The following is a 17,989-nucleotide window of genomic DNA, read 5'->3' on the forward strand; positions in this document are numbered from 1 at the left end:
AAACTAGAATGTGTATTATTTATTTTCATATAACGAAGGGTATTGTGAATATACATAACCTTAAGTGGCTTCTAAATTTAGAAGTCATCCTCTATATGGAGGTAATGACGTTAGATGAAAATAAAGCCTCTGGTAGTTGTCACCGATTATTAGGTAAATGCTAGTATGACCAGGTATATTGCATCTAGAAAATTCGGAATATTGACATATTTCATTCTGTTACAGACGCTGTACCAATGGAATACAACTGGTACAACAGCCGAGGCATCATAGAGTATTTCAGGGGGTGTATGTAGTGGAGATTAAAAACTATATTGGCGGTAAATGGGTCACACATTCACATTTACAAAGTATAGCAGTGACGAACCCTGCAAATGGTGAGCAGCTTGCTACCATACCACGTTCTACTTCAAATGAGGTAGATGAGGCTGTAGCTGCTGCCAAACAAGCACAAAAGAGCTGGGCACTTGTACCAGCGCCAAAGCGTGCAGACTATTTATATGCCATCGGTCTCAAAATGAAAGAGAAGAAAGAATATTTGGCGACCGTTTTAACAAAAGAGATGGGCAAGGTAATTGAAGAGGCTAGGGGAGAAGTGCAAGAAGGAATTGATATGGCTTATTATATGGCTGGTGAGGGTCGAAGATTGTTTGGCGAAACAACACCATCGGAGCTTGCCAATAAATTTGCCATGAGTGTAAGGGCACCTATCGGTGTGGTGGCACTCATTACGCCTTGGAATTTCCCTGTTGCCATTGCAACGTGGAAGTCATTTCCAGCCATTGTTGCGGGGAATACATTTATTTGGAAACCATCGAATGAGACACCGATGATGGCCTATGAAATGGGTAAAATTTTTGAAGAAGTGGGCTTACCAGATGGAGTCGCTAATATTGTGTTTGGTACAGGGCCTACAGTAGGGACAGCGTTAATTGAACACCCTGATGTCAAGGTTATTTCCTTTACTGGTTCTACGACAACGGGTAGTAAAGTAGCCGAGCTTGGCGGTAAGCACTTGAAAAAGATTTCTTTAGAAATGGGTGGAAAAAATGCTGTCATTGTCATGAATGACGCCGATTTACAGCTAGCTACAGAAGGGATTTTATGGAGTGCATTTGGTACTGCTGGACAAAGGTGTACAGCATGTAGCCGAGTCATTGTGCATAAAGATGTAAAAGAACAATTAGAAAAGCGTCTCTTAGATGAAATGCAAAAGCTAACAATTGGCGATGGTCTAGAAAAGGACGTTAAAATCGGGCCAGTGATTAATAAAGCCGCATTGGAAAAGATTAATCACTATGTGCAAATAGGCAAACAAGAGGGAGCCACATTATTAGCAGGGGGCAGAATATTAAATGAACCACCTTACGATAAAGGGTTCTATTATGAGCCAACTCTGTTTACAAATGTGAAGCCTGACATGATTATTGCCCAAGAAGAAATCTTTGGCCCAGTCGTTTCTATCATTGAAGTAGCAAGCTTGGAAGAAGCAATTGAAGTAAATAATGGTGTGAAGTTTGGCTTATCTAGCTCCATTTTCTCACAAGATGTAAATACAATTTTCCGCGCACAACGTGATTTGGACACAGGTATTGTTTATGTAAATGCAGGCACAACAGGTGCTGAAATCCATTTGCCATTTGGTGGCACAAAAGGGACTGGTAATGGACACCGTGATTCAGGTGTAGCGGCCCTAGATGTTTACACAGAATGGAAGAGTATTTATGTAGACTACAGCGGTAAATTACAAAGAGCACAAATCGATACAGAGTAACAGATCAACGAAAGGGGATGTTCTTGATGAAAGTTGTTGTATTAGGTGCAGGTTTAATGGGTAAAGAGGTAGCTCGTGATTTAATAAAAAATGATAAAGTGGAGAGTGTGTTTTTAGGGGATATCGATGTAAAAGTAGCACAGGATTTTGTAGATACGCTAGACTCTAATAAAGTGGAGGTTGTGGAGCTTCATGCAGAGCGTGATGATTCATTAATGGACGTTATGTCTAAGGGTGACGTTGTCGTCAATGCGCTATTTTATTCGTTCAATGAGCGAGTAGCGAGAGCAGCGATTGAGGCAGGCGTACATTCCGTAGATTTAGGCGGTCATATTGGTGGTGTGACAGAGAAGATATTAGATCTTCATGAGGAAGCAAAAGCAAAAGGTGTCACAATCATTCCGGACTTAGGTGTTGCGCCAGGTATGATTAATATTCTTGCTGGCTATGGTGCATCGAAATTAGATGATGTCGATTCTATTAAACTATTTGTAGGTGGTATTCCAACTGATCCAAAGCCTCCACTTCATTATACACGTGTGTTTTCTTTAGATGGCGTATTCGATCATTATACAGAGCCTTCCAAAACGATTCAGAAGGGCAAGCTTGAAGAAGTTCCATCCCTGTCTGGCGTTGAACCTATTTATTTTGATGACTTCGGTGTGCTAGAGGCATTTTATACATCTGGTGGCATTTCCACATTGTATAAGACATTCCCCAATGTCCGCACATTAGAATATAAAACGATCCGCTATAAAGGTCACGCAGAGAAATTTAAGCTTTTAGCTGACTTAGGATTCCTTGATTCCACTAATAAGGTAGAAGTTGATAATCAAGAAGTACCTGTTCGTGCCGTTGTACGAGAGGCGCTTAAAAAGAAGCTTGAACTGGGCACAAAACCAGATGCTGTACTGTTACGTGTCATTGTAGCTGGTGAAAAAGCACAACAGCAGGTAACGTATGAATATGAAATGGTTGTACGTAAGGATATGACAATTAATGAAACAGCCATGGCTCGTGCTACTGCTAATACCATTTCTGTTGTAGCGCAGATGATAGGAGCGGGTGCTATTACAGAGCATGGTGTATTTCCACCTGAAGCAATAGTTCCTGGTGATACGTATATCGAAGAGATGGCTAAACGTGGCGTGGTGATTAAAGAGACATCACATAAGTCTGCTATGATCGTGAAATGGTAGGTGCTAACCATGAATTTTGAAATGTCCACTGAACAGGAAATGCTACGAAAAACGGTAAGACAGTTTGTTGATGAAGAAATCATTCCCTACATTGCAAAGTGGGATGCTGATGGAGGCTTTGATGCTAAAATTTGGTCAAGGCTTGCTGAGTTAGGCTTAATGGGTGTTTGTGTTCCTGAACAATACGGTGGTAGTGGTATGGATTATAATGCTCTTGCCATCGTATGTGAGGAACTTGAACGGGGAGATACAGCATTTCGCACAGCTGTATCTGTCCACACGGGCTTAAATAGCATGACCTTAATGCAGTGGGGTACTGAAGAGCAAAAGCAGCGCTACCTTGTTCCGCAGGCTAAAGGTGTTCGTATTGGAGCATTTGGTCTTACAGAACCAGGCGCTGGGTCTGATGTAGCTGCCATGTCAACAACAGCTGTTCGTGATGGCGATCATTATACCCTCAATGGGCAGAAAACATGGATTTCCTTATGTGATATCGCAGATCATTTTCTCGTTTTTGCCTATACAGACAAATCGAAGAAACATCATGGGATTAGTGCGTTCATTGTAGAACGTTCGATGGCTGGCTTTACGTCAAAAGCGATTAAAGGAAAATATGGTATTCGTGCTGGTAATACAGGTGAGCTCTTTTTTGAAGATTTACGTGTGCCAGTTGAAAACCGACTTGGTGAAGAGGGTGAAGGCTTCAAAATTGCCATGTCTGCGCTTGATAATGGTCGATTTACAGTAGCGGCAGGTGCCGTTGGTTTAATCCAAGCTTGTATAGAGGCTAGTGTGAAATATTGTCATGAACGAGAGACATTTGGTAAGCCTATTGGAGAGCACCAGCTTGTTGGACAAATGATTGCTAATATGGAAGCCGGCTATCAAATGAGTCGTCTTCTTGTCTATCGCGTAGGTGAACTGAAAAATAAAGGTGTTCGAAATACTCGCGAGACATCCTTAGCAAAGTGGCAAGCGTGTGACTTTGCCAATAAGGCTGCTGATGATGCAGTACAGATTCATGGTGCATATGGCTATTCAGATGAATATCCAGTTGCCCGTTATTTACGAAACTCAAAAGCACCTGTTATTTATGAAGGAACCCGTGAAATTCATACCATTATGCAGGCTGATTATGTATTAGGAAGACGTCGAGATAAGTCTTTATCAAACATGTTGCCGAAATGGCCGTTTGAAGAATAAACGAGGGGGGAGGGAGTATTCCCCCCTTGTTTTTTTTGTGAAGTCATAACCTACATTAAAAAATTCAGAAAAATGTAACTTTCCGATTTTTTATTAGTCTAATGGATAAACAAGTAAATGAAAGAGAGGAAAAATGATGAAAAACAAATGGTTGGTAATTATGTTGATACTTGTTGTAGCTATCGTGCCTGGCGTTTTCACATGGATGGTGAATACGGATGTGACTGCAAAGGCCGCTAGCACCAGCATGGCTACACAAAGCTGGCAAGCATCTTTTTCAGTAGCTTTAAAGAAAAACAAGATTACAGAGGACTATGTCTTTATTACAACGGCAAAAGGCCAAAAAGTGCCTGCAACAATTGAATTATTAGAAGATCAAAAAACAATAGTGGTCAAGAAGTTAGCACCAGGGAATTATCAATTACATGTGAAAAAGGAAGCCTTCGCACAAGGGGGGCTGAATGTCTCTTCACAGACGATTTCATTTACTATTATTGAAACGTTAACAGCCGTCAAATCTGAAAAAGAGCTCCAGCAATATTTTAAAAAGCTGTTAACGACTCAAAGAGTTGGATGGGGAGAGGAAGAGAAAGCTGAAAGTGCAGCAAGTGAAGATAAAGCCACTGCTAATAACGAGTCTACAACCAATAACCAAGTAGACGGTGTAGAAGAGGGTGATATTGTTGTCGTAAAAGACGGCTTTATTTACAGTGTAAAGGATCAGAGTATTACGGTTGTCAATGCTAAAGATCCTAAGCATTTGAAGTTAGCGACAAGCATTAAACTAAAAGAGTCACAATATATTTCTAAGCTTGCATTATATGACAATCTATTAATTGCCATTGGGGATGAATATATTGAAAAGGCTGGTACAGCCATGGTAACAGCCTCATTTTATGATATTTCGAATCCAGGCAATCCAAAACATGTACGTCATGTTGGGCAAGAAGGCTTTTTACAGGATATTCGTATTACGAAGGACACATTATATATAATTGGTAATATGTATCCGAATTATTGGATGCTGCAAGAAGACAAAAAAGCCGAATTAAAGCCTAAAACATTTGATAGTGTAGCAGGATCAGCGTACACAAGCCTACCTTTAGAAAAAATCTCTATATTACCTAATACAATGGATGGTACCTATAGTTTAATTACAGCTGTCGATTTAAAAAATGGAGCTAAGACAACAGCCAATACAAAAGGGTATTTAGGTGGAAGTAGTGGTCTTTATATGTCAGAAAATGCCCTATATTTAACGACACCAATTTATGAAAATAATCAGGCTGCTCCATCCAATAAACGAGTTATGGATATGATTTGGCTACCTAGGTCAGCAGACACTCAGATTTTTAAGTGGAATGTAGATGGAACGACTTTAAATTTTGCTGGAAGTACAGAAGTAAAGGGAACTGTCTTAAATCAGTATTCAATGGACGAATACAAAGGTAATTTCCGAATCTTTACAACCGAGGGCAATACGTGGGATGAGAAAAGTACTTCCTATAATCACCTCTTTATTTTAGATGAACATTTAAAACCACTTGGTTCGGTAAAGGATATGGCGCCTGGAGAAAAAATATATTCTGCTCGTTTTATGGGAGAAAAAGCATATGTAGTGACATTTAAACAAGTAGATCCACTATTTGTCATTGATGTAGCAAATCCAAAAAAGCCAGCAGTATTAGGGGAATTGAAGATTCCAGGCTTCAGTAATTACTTACATCCAATAGATGAAACACATTTAATGGGCATTGGTTATGATACAGAGCAACGCTATGATGCTTATACGAAACGTAATTTTACGGTGACAACCAATATGAAGATGTCACTATTTGATGTGTCAGACTTCAGTAACCCAAAAGAACAATCGACAGTAAAAATCGGTGGGAAAGGCTCTTACTCTGATGTGCAATATAATCCGAAAGCGCTATTCCGCAATAAGGAATTCAATTATTTTGGCTTCCCAGTAGTACTGTATGATGCAGGTAAGGGTGATGAGATTGTGTACCAAGGTCATGGTGCTCAAATTTATGAAATTACTGCTGATAAAGGGATTGTTTTAAAAGGAAATATAATCAATCGTAATACTAATGAGCCATATGAGAATTGGGAGCAGGTTGTACAACGAGTAGTCTATATAGATGATGCTCTTTATACAATAGCGCGTAACGAGGTAAAGAGCTATCAGCTAAATGACTTCAAGCCTTTAGATACATTAACAATAAAATAATAAGAAAAGTCCAATGAATTCGTTTGAAAATTCATTGGACTTTTTCATTGAATATATGAAAAGGGTTCATACTATTGACGATATGGTAGTATTTCTGATACCGTTACGAATTCATAACCTTGCTCCTGTAAATAGGCAAGGACAGCATCAAGTCCATCCGCAGTAGATTGATGTATATCGTGCATTAGGACAATGGCATTATTGTGCAAATTATTTTTTACATGTGGCAATAATTGCTGTGCATTGCGATGCTTCCAATCCAATGTATCAATCGACCATAGCACTACAGGTATAGGGATCTCGGCATTAATCGTGTCATTAGTTGCACCATAAGGTGGTCTGAAAACTGTAGCACCATGATTAATTGCCTTTTCTATTTCATTGGCTGTAGTATTGTACTCTTTCATCACTTGCTCTTGTGTAAGCTTTGTTAAGACAGGGTGGTTCCACGAATGATTGCCAATTTCATGGCCCCGCGCCAATACATCTCTTGCAATATCAGGATAATATTGTACTCGACTACCGAGCATAAAGAAGGTTGCTTTTGCGTGATACTTATCGAGAATGTTTAAAATTTGTTCCGTCACTTTTGGATGTGGACCATCATCAAATGTTAATGCAATACGTTTCTTATTCGGATCACCTGTAGGCGGTGGATTTGTTGGTTTTACATTTTCCATAGCAATTTGAAACTCAGAGGCTAACAATGGGTTAATAAGTGAAAGGGGTAGTTTCACTATTGGGGCACCTGCTGCTCCGCTAGCAATCTCATATTCATTGAAATAGAATTGTAATGAATCGTCGACAATAGCAAAGCGATTGAAGTTAGACCATTTTGGCTCTGTAGCTTTCAGTAATTCATCAGTGAAAAGCTCATCCTTTATTTGAAGGTTTTTCTGCAAATCCTTTCGTACATTGGCAGCTAACGTTGATAAGTTGTTCTCGTCATTTTGTAGAAGGGTTTGAATTGTAATTTGCTCGCCTGTTTCGTTATTAATGAAGAATGTTTTCGTTGAGACTTCATGATTAGCTCCACCAAGGTACTCCATTTTTGTTAGAACAAAGGAATAATAATGCTCTCGGTATGGAAATGTTTCAAGACTAATATTTAATTCACCCATAGCTTCTTTATCTTTATTTTTTTTCATAGATGCTAGATAGTTTTCTTTTGAATCCGATATGTATTGTAATACGGCGTCATTAAAAACTTTGTTATCTGTTTGTGGGTAATGTATAGCAAATGGTGTTCGTTTATCATTAGAAACGTCTGTAACAATACGTATGCCTGGAAACGCAGAACTTTCAGTCGATAAATTACTATTGACCGATTCTGTCTTAGATTCTTCTTTTGAAGCACTAATCTTTTGAAACTTAAATTCATCCTTTGATAGGATAATAACTAGTATAACTGTTGTTAAGGTTACAATAAGGCCCAGTAATAAAAAATCAATTATTGGACCGCGTTTTTTTCTGCGTTCCTGCATGGTGTTGGATACGCTCCCCTCTTTTTTATTCTCTATACAATCAGACGTGTTAATCATTAAAAAAGTTATACAAATTACGGATCTTTTAATGTTAATTTATAGTAATTATTTTAAATCGGCTATCCTTCTATAGGGTATCAATCGAATGTTGTTGTACTTCTTTTAAAGTGGTTGTAAAATACCTACTAAAATAGAAAAAACATGCTCAATAATTGTTAATTCATGAAAATTAAATTGAAAGAAAGCTAACTGTTTATGCTGAAATTTTCAGTTGAGTTTTTATTGGCAGTTCGATAATATTGGCAAGGAACCTTTTGAAGGAGGCAGATAGCTGTAATGGTCTTACAAGAAGCGGATAATGAACTTACGATTGACTGTTTGTTGCTTGCAGGGCGTATTATGATTGAAAGTGGAGCAGAAACATATCGTGTGGAGGATACGATGCTGCGGATGGCACATACTCAAAATATGCCAGATGCTCAATGTTATGCCACACCAACTGGAATCATTTTTTCGTTAGGCAAGACACAGCCGACGCGAATTACATCAATTTCCAGTAGGGTTACAGATTTACAAAAAATAGCCTTGGTAAATTCAGTATCTCGGAGACTCACATCTCACATCATAACATTAGAAGAAGCTTATGACGAGTTAAAGTCGATACAAAAAACAAATTATTTTTTACCAACTTATTTACAAGTTTTGTCAGCCGCACTTGCAAGTGGGTGTTTCCTGATTATGTTTAAGGGAGGATGGTCGGATTTTCCGGTAGCTTGTATAGCGGGTGGGATGGGTTTTCTAGTACTTGTGATGATCAACCATTTAACAAGGGTGAAGTTTTTCTCTGAATTTACGGCATCACTTGTTCTCGGCTTTGTGGCCTTCTTAGCAGTAAAGTATGGTTATGGAACTGAACTTGATAAAATTATTATTAGTTCTGTCATGCCACTTGTACCAGGTATTTTGATTACCAATGCTGTTCGTGATTTAATGGCGGGTCATTTTATGTCAGGGATGGCAAAGGGAGCAGAGGCCTTTTTAACAGCCTTTGCAATCGGTGCAGCAATTGCCGTCACGCTAGGATTTTAGGAGGCGGACAATATGCAGATGATGGACATTCTTATACAATTAATTGTTAGTTTTTTTGCGACAGCTGGGATCGCCATTCTTTTTAATGTTCCTAGAAAAACATTACTTCATTGTGGTCTTGTTGGAGTAATTGGCTGGATTATCTATTACGTTTTAACAGAGCAAGGAATGGATGTCGTCAAAGCTTCTTTCTTTGGCTCGTTTGTCATTGCCATAGTTGCCCATTTGTATGCGCGACGTTTTAAAATACCAATGATTATTTTTATCGTTGGTGGAATTATTCCGTTGGTGCCAGGAGGGATGGCATATAATGCCATGCGAAATGTTGTAGAGGACGATTACTTACAAGGCTTACAGTATGGCCTAAAGGCATTTTTAATTACAGGTGCAATTGTGATCGGTCTAGTCTTTGCGGAAGTAATTATTCAACTTATTTTCCGTTCAGTCCGTTCAAGTAAAGTAAAATTACAAAAGGTCTATAAAAAATAGAAGGAGGCTGCGTTTAGCTTAACGCAGCCTCCTTAATTACTTATTATTTTTTACTAAGCAATACTTCAATTTCATCTGGTGTAACTGGCTTACTAATATAATAGCCTTGAATGGCGTCACAACCATATGTGATTATTAGGTCTGCTTGCTCAGCCGTTTCGACACCCTCGGCTACAACTTTCAGTTCCATAGATTTACCAAGTTGTACCATACCATGCATAAGCTTTTGGCTCTTTTCAGATTTTAATAGAGAATTCGTAAACGTTTGATCAATTTTTAGTGTATCAATCGGTAAAATCTGCATATATCTAAATGATCCATAGCCAGTTCCAAAATCATCTAATACGAAAGAGATGCCTTCGTTTTCAAGCTTGCGCATTTGCTGTGCGATAGATGTGGCAGCTTCTGCCTCTAAAGCAAATTTTTCAGTAATTTCAATTTGTAGAAGATTTGCTGGACAACCTGTTTTTGCGAGCACTTCAAGTATGGATTTTGCCATATTTTTATCGCGGAATTCGCGAACAGAAGAGTTAATAGATACTTTTAAATCATGACCCGCCTTTTTCCAAAGTAATGCCTGCTCACAAGCTTTTTCTAGCATAAAGGAACCGATATTATTAATAAGGCCTGTTTCTTCCGCAATCGGAATTAATTCATCAGGCGCAACAACGCCAATTACCTCGTCTTCCCATCTTACAAGTGCTTCAACAGCTGTAATTTTACCAGAATAAACATCAATTTGTGGCTGATAAAGTACCTTTAAATTCTTCTGATCAAGTGCTTGAAGTAACCGTTTTTCAATTAAAGCTTTACGATTTAAAGCTTTATGTGTTGCTGTTGACAGGGAAACAACTTTGTCCCCACCAGCCTCACGCACTGTTGAAATGGTAGCAATTGAGGCTTTCATAAGTTGAGAGAATGTTGTTTGGTCTTCTGGATATCTTGTAATGCCACCACTAATAGAAATTGGTACAGCAATATTGCCGCTATAAATAGGGTGCTGTTGTAAGTAAGATAAGAACCCTTGAATAAACCACTCACTTAAAGGGGTAATGACAACAAAATCATTTTCATTTATACGAGCCATTGTGCTATCTTGGAAATACATTTTTATTCGATTTGTAAATTCAATAATAAGGCTTTGATCGATTTGTTGGTCATGTAATTCTTTTAAAGTATAAAATTTATCAATACTTAGATAAACAAATGAAAAATGTCTTTGCTCTTCAATCATATTGGTAATGACTTTTTCAAGTCGATGTGCATTCATCAGCCCAGTTTCTGTATCGATATAAGCTATTTTTTCTAGCTGATGTTGAATGGTTTTCGATTTAGTAATATCTTTTTCAATTAAGATAAATTGTTGTTCATTTGTTTCGAGATTAAAAGTAGGAATGGCTGTTAGCAATACCCAATAGGATTGGCCTATTTTTGTGATTTTTTCAACTTCGCCTTGCCACGTATGACCATTGTTTAAATTACGCCAAATCGTATTTGTGACTTTTTCGCTCGCTTCATTATCCGGGAATAACTGCCAAAATGTTTTGCCGATTACACGCTTTGGCGTCCATTGACTTGTCTTTAAAAATTCATTATTACATTCTAAGATAAATCCATCGTGATCGAGTGTGACAGTCATGAATGTAGCATCTAAACCTGACTTGATATTAACAAATGTACTGCAATGTGAAACAGCATTCGTCATTAATTCTGGTAGCATAAAGATTAGTAGAATAAAACGTTCTCCTTCTTCTGTATAAGGCTTCGCTAACAGGGCTGTCGTTATTTCTGTGTTTGACGTTGTGTATACTTGAATTTTATCTAAATACGTACTGTCCTCATTTTGTAAAATAGACTGAAATGTTTCTACAGGAAGCTGACGTAGTAGATTTTCGAGTATAGATGGAGTAGTATTTCCTTTAATATCATCGGCTGACAATCCAATCAGATGTTCTGCGCTCTTTCCCCAGATAGTCGCTTGTCCATCTTGATTTATGATAATTGCAGGAAAAGGAAGTGAATTTAAATAATGTTCATCAATCGTAAATGATTTATGCATATGACTCATGATTTTTCGATCTCCTTGGGTAATCAATATATACTAATATTATAGTTAATTATCGGGAATTAGTCATTATGAATATAATTGTAAATATTTGATAATGAAGAAAAATAGGACTTTTCTCGTGATGTGTAAGAAAAGATTTGAAGAAAAGTAACAATTTTTAGTACGTATATAGGAAGCAGGATTGGTATGGAACGTTTAAAAGGAATATTATTTATTGTCTCGGGTGCTATGTTATGGGGAGCAACTGGCCCTTTGATGGAGTGGCTACTTAACCATACACCATTGACCGTCTCCTTTATGTTAACAGTCCGTTTATCGGTTGCAGGTATATTACTACTTACATATTTATTGTTAACAGGAAAAAATATTTTTAGTATTTGGCAGCATAAACTCTGGGGTAGACAGCTCATTACTTTTGGTATTGCAGGGATGCTAGGTGTACAATTTGCTTTTGTTGCTGCTATAAATGAAAGCAACGCAGTACTTGCGACCTTACTACAATTTTTAGCGCCCATTTTTGTTGTGGCATATGTCTCTCTTAGTTTAAAGAAATGGCCACCAAAATATCAAGTGTTAGGGATTATTGGTACCCTTATAGGGTTATTTCTATTACTAACGAACGCTTCGTTTGAAAGTTTGCTTATTAGTCCAAAAGCCTTGCTTTGGGGTATAGCAGTAGGCTTAACATTTGCATTTTACACACTGTATCCTGCACGCTTAATGAAGGAGTGGAGTGTGCTATTAGTAGTTGGCTGGGGCATGCTGGTAGGTGGTTTAACATTAGGCTTAGTGAGCCGTGTGTGGCAGTCCAACCAATGGGTTGTTTTAACAGATTTTAAGATACTTATGTTAGTCGTGGCATTAATATTTTTTGGAACAGTAGCCTTTATTCTGTTTTTAAGTAGTATGAAATATATTACAGCAGTGGAGACGAGTATCCTTTCCAGTATCGAACCATTAACAGCAATGGTTATTTCAGTCATTGTATTCGGTACATCTTTAGGTTTTTGGCAATTAATAGGTGTTTTCGTTATGCTTGTTTGTGTAACCTGGCTTTCGGTAGCAGGCGAAAAAGCATAAATATACTATTGGGTTAGGATTTTTTAACTAGCTTTATATTTTATCTCTGACAAGGGGGAAAGAATGTGAAAGAAGTTTTTTCCTATGTAAGGCCATATAAATGGACTGCCATTTTTGCTTTATGTTTAATGCTTTTAGAATTATTTGTGGAGCTTGTACAGCCACTCATTATGGCAAAAATAATTGACGAAGGTGTACGAGCCCAAAATCAAGGGATGATTTTGCAATGGGGAGCTGTTTTACTTGCACTATCAATCGTAGCCTTTATAGCGGGAGTCATTAACTCTTATTTCTCCTCTCATACAGCACAAAGCTTTTCATATGATTTACGAAATGCCATGTTTGATAAAATTCAATCCTTTACACTAGCAACCTATCAAAAATTTTCCACAGCATCGCTCATTACTAGATTAACGAATGATGTCACACAGGTACAAACGGTACTGTTTATGAGCTTACGTATTATGCTTCGAGCACCGCTTGCTGTTATAGGAAGTATCGTAATGGCCTTTGTTGTAAATGCCAAATTGGCGCTGTTTTTAGTGATAGGCGCACCCATCATCTTTATTTTTCTTATTTTTATGGTGGCGAAGGGTGTGTCTTATTTTGGACGTGTACAGAAGAGGGTAGATCGTTTAAATAGGGTATTACAGGAGAATTTACAGGCAATTCGTTTAGTGAAGGCCTATTTACGTGGAGCATATGAGGCTACACGCTTCGATGAAGTTGCTTCACGCTTAAAAATGGATACAGTAAAGGCTTTACGCATTATGGAATATATTATGCCTGTTCTATTATTCATCATGAACATGAGCTTGCTTGCCGTTTTATGGTTTGGTACAAAGCAAATTGCCACAGGGACAACGCCACTTGGCGATATTGTAGCTATTGTCAATTATGCCATGCGTATGACCGGCTCGTTTTCAATGTTTGCGTTTATTATTATTTTTTATGCGCGTGCAAAGGCCTCCGCAGAACGTATGGCAGAAGTACTATCTATGGAAAATGAGGTGGAGGATATTTCCCACTCAGAAGAAGTAGATAGCACAATGCAATATGGAGAGCTAACCTTTGAACATGTTTGTTTTACCTATCCAGGAGGAGATGCTCCCGTCCTGTCAGATGTGAGTTTTCAAGTGAGGTCAGGAGAAAAATTAGCGATTATGGGGGCAACCGGTGCTGGAAAGTCAACATTGTTACAGCTAATTCCTCGTTTTTATGAAGTAACGCAAGGAAGAATTCTTGTGGAAGGGCAGGATGTTCAGGACTGGGAATTGCAAGAGCTACGTGAAATCATTGGTTATGTCCCTCAGCAATCATTATTGTTTACAGGAAGTATTGCAGATAATGTACGTTGGGGAGATACTCAGGCTGAAATGGATGCTGTACTACAGGCTACAATGCAGGCACAAATACATGCATCTGTGGAAGATTTCCCAAATGGTTACGACACTAAGGTTGGACAAAAAGGTGTTAATTTATCAGGGGGCCAAAAACAAAGACTATCTATTGCTAGAGCTCTTTTGAGAAAGGGGCATATTTTAATGCTTGATGATAGTACAAGTGCCTTAGATGTTAAAACTGAACAGTCTTTGTGGGAGGCATTAAGTGAAGAGAAGGCAACAATGCTTGTTGTCACACAAAAAATTCGCACAGCTAAAGGTGCAGACCGTATTTTACTGATCGATGCTGGAAAAGTGGTTGCATATGGTAAACATGAAGAGCTTTTACAAACTTCAACGCTCTATAAAAAAATTGCAATCTCCCAACAGGAGGTGGAGGATTAATGGGATTTTTCCAAAAACCTTTTGGCTATGAGCCCATTTTGACTAAAGATGATCTGAAGCAAGCTGTGAAGAAAAAGAAAGGGCCTCGTGCAGCAGATTGGAAAAGTACATTGCTTCGACTATGGAAAATTGTCGACGAACAACGCACACTCCTCATTGTGGTTCTTTTACTAGTGATGCTCAGTTCAATTTTAGCTTTAGTTGGTCCTTATTTAATCGGTCAAATGATTGATAATTATGTTATGCATGGCAAGCTTTCAGGTTTAGGTAAGTGGATTGGTGTATTAATTGGTATTTATATTCTGTTAGCTGTTTCACTTTTTCTACAAAACTATTGGATGATTGGTATTGCTCAGCAGACTATTTATAGATTACGAACAAGTATATTTGCTCATTTTCAACGATTACCAGTTGCATTCTTTGATCGTCGCCAACATGGTGAACTGATGAGTCGTATGACGAATGATATTGAAGCTGTCAGCTCTACCTTAAATAGCTCTTTTATCCAAGTGTTTTCAAGTGTACTTACGCTTGGAGGAACCGTCATTATTATGCTTAGTTTAAGCCCTTTGCTGACAGTGCTGACGATGACAATTATTCCGCTGATGTTTTGGGCTATGCGCTGGATTACACGGCGTACAGCATCCTTATTTAAAGAGCAGCAAGTAGCTATTGGCGCTTTGAATGGGATGATAGAGGAAACAATTTCAGGGCAGCGGATTGTCAAAGCTTTCTCACAAGAAGAGCGTATGAAAGCAGAGTTTCGAGAAAAAAGCTCGCGATTAAGAAGAACCGGTTTTTGGGCACAGACATACTCGGGCTATATTCCTAAAGTCATGAACTTTTTAAATAATATGAGCTTTACAATTGTTGCAGGTATAGGAGGCGTGCTTGCGTTATATGGGCATGTGTCGATAGGAGTTATTGTTATATTCACTGAATATGCACGACAATTTACACGTCCTTTAAATGATTTAGCAAACCAGTTCAATACGGTACTATCAGCCATTGCTGGTGCAGAGCGTGTATTTGCCTTGCTTGATGAACAACCAGAGGCAGAAATCGTTTCAGCACAAAAGCATCAGTTATTGGGGCATGTGGCGTTTAAGCATGTGTATTTTAAATATGAGCTGGAAGAAGAAGCTTACACACTAAAGAATGTTAATTTTAAAGTAGAACCTGGACAAACGGTAGCCCTTGTTGGTGCGACTGGAGCTGGGAAAACAACAATCCTCCAACTGATTGCAAGGTTTTATGAGGTAACAAAGGGTGAGGTATTATTTGATGGCATAAATGTACAGCAAATAGATCGTCAATCCCTTCGCTCACAGATGGCTTTTGTATTGCAGGACCCCTTTTTATTTGAGACTTCTGTTCGTGAAAATATCCGATATGGTCGACTGGATGCAAGTGATGCAGAGATTGAGAAAGCTGCCAAGCAAGCGAATGCCCATGACTTTATCATGAAGCTCAAAGATGGCTATGATACGATTCTTGCTGCGGATGGACGCGAGATATCACAAGGTCAGAAGCAGTTACTCTCTATAGCAAGGGCGCTTATTGCTGATCCGAAAATTTTACTTTTGGATGAGGCGACAAGCAGTATCGATACTGTGACGGAAATGGCGATACAAGAGGCGCTTGATACGTTAATGCAGGGTCGCACTAGTTTTGTTATTGCCCATCGATTAAATACTGTGCATAATGCCGATATGATTTTAGTTATGCAAAAAGGTGAGTTAGTTGAAGCTGGACCTCAGCAAAAACTAATTGAATCGGGTGGCCTTTATGCGCAAATGCTTCAGTCCTCCTCGCATCATCTTGAGGAATAGAGGAAAAAGGTGATATCAACGGCAGAAACAGCCATTTTGAAAGGCAAGGGATTGATTGCCGTTCCGCCAGCGTCCTTTCCAGGGGGCGTCTGATGAGCCGCTTTACTCCAAGCAATCATGTGCAAAAGTACCTTACTCTTATCTTTCAAACGAGCCGTAGTGAACAAAATAGCCTATTATTTTTGTATGATTAGAGAAAGGATAGCCTCTTATTTTCAATGTGGAGAAGTGATGAGTGACAACAACCCTCTATAAAGAGTAGTGGACACCTTCACTTTATTTAAAAATCTTTGCTAAAAAGAGCAGTAGCGGAGGAAGCGGCTCACAGGGAAGCAAGTAGCCTGCTACGTTAATCCATCTTCACCTTTCACAAAAATACGATGAAAAGAGTAATTTCATGTGAAATTACTCTTTTTTCGTTAAATTGAAATGTTATTAATTTGAATAAATAGTATAATATTATAAAAAAACATCTAATAGGAGTTTTTGTATAGTTTAAAAGTAACTGTGTAAAAAAGATTAATTATCTCTCATTTTGAGAAATTAGCATAATATTTTATATCTATAATTTCTAGTAAATTTCAGTCATTTTCATGAATTTTTATAGTATAAATCCTTTTATTATTCTGTTTTTTGAAGTAAAATTCTGATTAATAGTGGGTATTTATATATTTTGTTGCCAGTTTATTTTTATTCTTGCTACAATAGGGCAATAGTCTGACACAGGAACGGAGTAAAAGATGAATATTTCAGTGATGACAGTGTCTTTTCCATTAGATGGAGAAACATTGAAAGAAGTAAAACTATTATGTGAAGAAGCAACCATTCATGATTATCGAGTATATGAAACCATTATGAGTGTACCAATGGCTAGCTCTTTTGAGTCAAAGGGCTTTATGGTACTAGCATATGAGGATGAACAGGATCTGTTAGTAGGTGCAGCTAGTGCCATTGATTTGATGGGACTTCATACATATGAATGGTCATTAGTAGTAACACCTGCATATCGACAGAAGGGTATTGGAGCTGCATTAGTTGAGGGTATACAAGCTGGCTTAGCAGATAGAGGAGCGGAGGGGCAATTAGCTGTAGTAATTGATGGCTCTCCTTATGGACATGCATTTATTGAAAATAAAGGTTATGCCTACAGCTTTTCGGAAGCAACATTAGAAACAAAAGCAGAACCAGTAGAATTACAAACGGATATTAGTATTCAACCTTATGCTGGTGAGCAGGGGGAATTGATTGCCATCTATAGTGAAGCTTTTGGTGATTTACCCGAAGAATCAGAGGAACTCATTGCCTTTAATACATCTACAAATGGACGAAAGCTTTGGGTTGCTTATCGAGATGGCCTTGTTGTTGGAACTGTGACGACTGCTCAGGAAAATGAAATCCAATGGGTAACAGCACTTGCTGTTCATCCAAATTGTGAGGGACAAGGTGTTGGAACAGCATTGCTTTCTTTTTCAAAGGATTACGCGAGCAAAGTTGGTGCGAAATTTGTTATGCTCGATGTAGAAATTGACAATAAAAAAGCATTATCTGTCTATGAAAAGGCAGGTTTTATGAAGGCACAGCAAATCGATTATTATGTAAAACAGTAGGAAAAAGGGCGAGGAGTGGTATTTAACATCAACTCCTCGCTCGTTTTTTATCATAATTACCTACTATCTTCATATAGTATTAATAAGCTTTAAGAAAGGAGTCGTGATCATGCGCATGCCAGCATTGCCAAAAAAGAAGTCTCC

Annotated in this window: 12 protein-coding genes; 10 read left to right on the forward strand and 2 right to left on the reverse strand. The window is 38.2% G+C overall.

Going from position 1 to position 17,989, the window contains the following annotated elements; genetic code table 11:
- Positions 1–295 precede the first annotated feature (295 nt).
- The 4 genes from MHI22_RS18500 to MHI22_RS18515 all read left to right on the forward strand — a co-directional run bounded on the left by MHI22_RS18500 (position 296) and on the right by MHI22_RS18515 (position 6,409).
- Entirely contained in the window at positions 296–1,774 is a 1,479-nt protein-coding gene (locus MHI22_RS18500; RefSeq protein WP_036117723.1) for an aldehyde dehydrogenase family protein, read from the forward strand.
- A 26-nt stretch (positions 1,775–1,800) separates the two neighbouring features.
- A complete protein-coding gene (locus tag MHI22_RS18505; RefSeq protein ID WP_036117720.1) occupies positions 1,801–2,973 on the forward strand; it encodes a saccharopine dehydrogenase family protein in 1,173 nt (390 codons plus the stop codon).
- A 9-nt stretch (positions 2,974–2,982) separates the two neighbouring features.
- Complete coding sequence (locus MHI22_RS18510; protein ID WP_340810251.1) at positions 2,983–4,176, forward strand: acyl-CoA dehydrogenase family protein; 1,194 nt, start codon at positions 2,983–2,985, stop codon at positions 4,174–4,176.
- Positions 4,177–4,312: 136 nt separating this feature from the next.
- Positions 4,313–6,409 carry a beta-propeller domain-containing protein gene (locus MHI22_RS18515; protein ID WP_036117716.1) on the forward strand — a complete coding sequence of 699 codons (2,097 nt, stop codon included), beginning with the start codon at positions 4,313–4,315 and terminating at the stop codon, positions 6,407–6,409.
- Between the two features lie 71 nt (positions 6,410–6,480).
- Here MHI22_RS18515 and MHI22_RS18520 read toward each other — a convergent pair whose 3' ends face one another.
- Complete coding sequence (locus MHI22_RS18520) at positions 6,481–7,893, reverse strand: polysaccharide deacetylase family protein (protein WP_036117713.1); 1,413 nt, start codon at positions 7,891–7,893, stop codon at positions 6,481–6,483.
- Between the two features lie 336 nt (positions 7,894–8,229).
- Here MHI22_RS18520 and MHI22_RS18525 point away from each other — a divergent pair, with 336 nt between their 5' ends.
- Positions 8,230–8,982, forward strand: a complete 753-nt coding sequence (locus MHI22_RS18525; protein WP_036117711.1) for a threonine/serine exporter family protein — start codon at positions 8,230–8,232, stop codon at positions 8,980–8,982.
- Positions 8,983–9,003: 21 nt separating this feature from the next.
- The gene (locus MHI22_RS18530) at positions 9,004–9,471 is read left to right on the forward strand and encodes a threonine/serine exporter family protein (protein WP_170829849.1); all 468 of its coding nucleotides are present in this window, start codon (positions 9,004–9,006) and stop codon (positions 9,469–9,471) included.
- Positions 9,472–9,514: 43 nt separating this feature from the next.
- Here MHI22_RS18530 and MHI22_RS18535 read toward each other — a convergent pair whose 3' ends face one another.
- The gene (locus MHI22_RS18535; RefSeq protein WP_340812518.1) at positions 9,515–11,539 is read right to left on the reverse strand and encodes an EAL domain-containing protein; all 2,025 of its coding nucleotides are present in this window, start codon (positions 11,537–11,539) and stop codon (positions 9,515–9,517) included.
- A 186-nt stretch (positions 11,540–11,725) separates the two neighbouring features.
- Here MHI22_RS18535 and MHI22_RS18540 point away from each other — a divergent pair, with 186 nt between their 5' ends.
- The 4 genes from MHI22_RS18540 to MHI22_RS18555 all read left to right on the forward strand — a co-directional run bounded on the left by MHI22_RS18540 (position 11,726) and on the right by MHI22_RS18555 (position 17,845).
- Positions 11,726–12,619: a DMT family transporter gene (locus MHI22_RS18540; protein WP_036117705.1), complete on the forward strand. Its 894-nt coding sequence runs from the start codon at positions 11,726–11,728 to the stop codon at positions 12,617–12,619.
- Positions 12,620–12,684: 65 nt separating this feature from the next.
- Positions 12,685–14,406 carry an ABC transporter ATP-binding protein gene (locus MHI22_RS18545; RefSeq protein WP_340812519.1) on the forward strand — a complete coding sequence of 574 codons (1,722 nt, stop codon included), beginning with the start codon at positions 12,685–12,687 and terminating at the stop codon, positions 14,404–14,406.
- Positions 14,406–16,238 (forward strand): ABC transporter ATP-binding protein, encoded by a 1,833-nt coding sequence (locus MHI22_RS18550; protein ID WP_340812520.1) that lies wholly within the window; start codon positions 14,406–14,408, stop codon positions 16,236–16,238. The genes MHI22_RS18545 and MHI22_RS18550 overlap by 1 nt, the downstream gene beginning before the upstream one ends.
- Positions 16,239–16,978: 740 nt before the next feature.
- On the forward strand, positions 16,979–17,845 hold the full coding sequence (locus tag MHI22_RS18555; protein ID WP_271912235.1) for a GNAT family N-acetyltransferase: 867 nt from the start codon (positions 16,979–16,981) through the stop codon (positions 17,843–17,845).
- Positions 17,846–17,989: the final 144 nt, after the last annotated feature.

The sequence above is a fragment of the Lysinibacillus sp. FSL L8-0312 genome (genome assembly GCF_038003285.1).
Lineage (GTDB): Bacteria > Bacillota > Bacilli > Bacillales_A > Planococcaceae > Lysinibacillus > Lysinibacillus fusiformis_D.

Excerpts from the sequence above, each read along its gene's own strand:
- MHI22_RS18530 (WP_170829849.1), top strand. The coding sequence starts at position 9,004 with ATGGACATTCTTATACAATTAATTGTTAGTTTTTTTGCGACAGCTGGG.
- MHI22_RS18515 (WP_036117716.1), top strand. The coding sequence starts at position 4,313 with ATGAAAAACAAATGGTTGGTAATTATGTTGATACTTGTTGTAGCTATC.
- MHI22_RS18555 (WP_271912235.1), top strand. The coding sequence starts at position 16,979 with ATGAATATTTCAGTGATGACAGTGTCTTTTCCATTAGATGGAGAAACA.
- MHI22_RS18550 (WP_340812520.1), top strand. The coding sequence starts at position 14,406 with ATGGGATTTTTCCAAAAACCTTTTGGCTATGAGCCCATTTTGACTAAA.
- MHI22_RS18520 (WP_036117713.1), bottom strand. The coding sequence starts at position 7,893 with ATGCAGGAACGCAGAAAAAAACGCGGTCCAATAATTGATTTTTTATTA.
- MHI22_RS18535 (WP_340812518.1), bottom strand. The coding sequence starts at position 11,539 with ATGAGTCATATGCATAAATCATTTACGATTGATGAACATTATTTAAAT.
- MHI22_RS18540 (WP_036117705.1), top strand. The coding sequence starts at position 11,726 with ATGGAACGTTTAAAAGGAATATTATTTATTGTCTCGGGTGCTATGTTA.
- MHI22_RS18510 (WP_340810251.1), top strand. The coding sequence starts at position 2,983 with ATGAATTTTGAAATGTCCACTGAACAGGAAATGCTACGAAAAACGGTA.
- MHI22_RS18525 (WP_036117711.1), top strand. The coding sequence starts at position 8,230 with ATGGTCTTACAAGAAGCGGATAATGAACTTACGATTGACTGTTTGTTG.
- MHI22_RS18505 (WP_036117720.1), top strand. The coding sequence starts at position 1,801 with ATGAAAGTTGTTGTATTAGGTGCAGGTTTAATGGGTAAAGAGGTAGCT.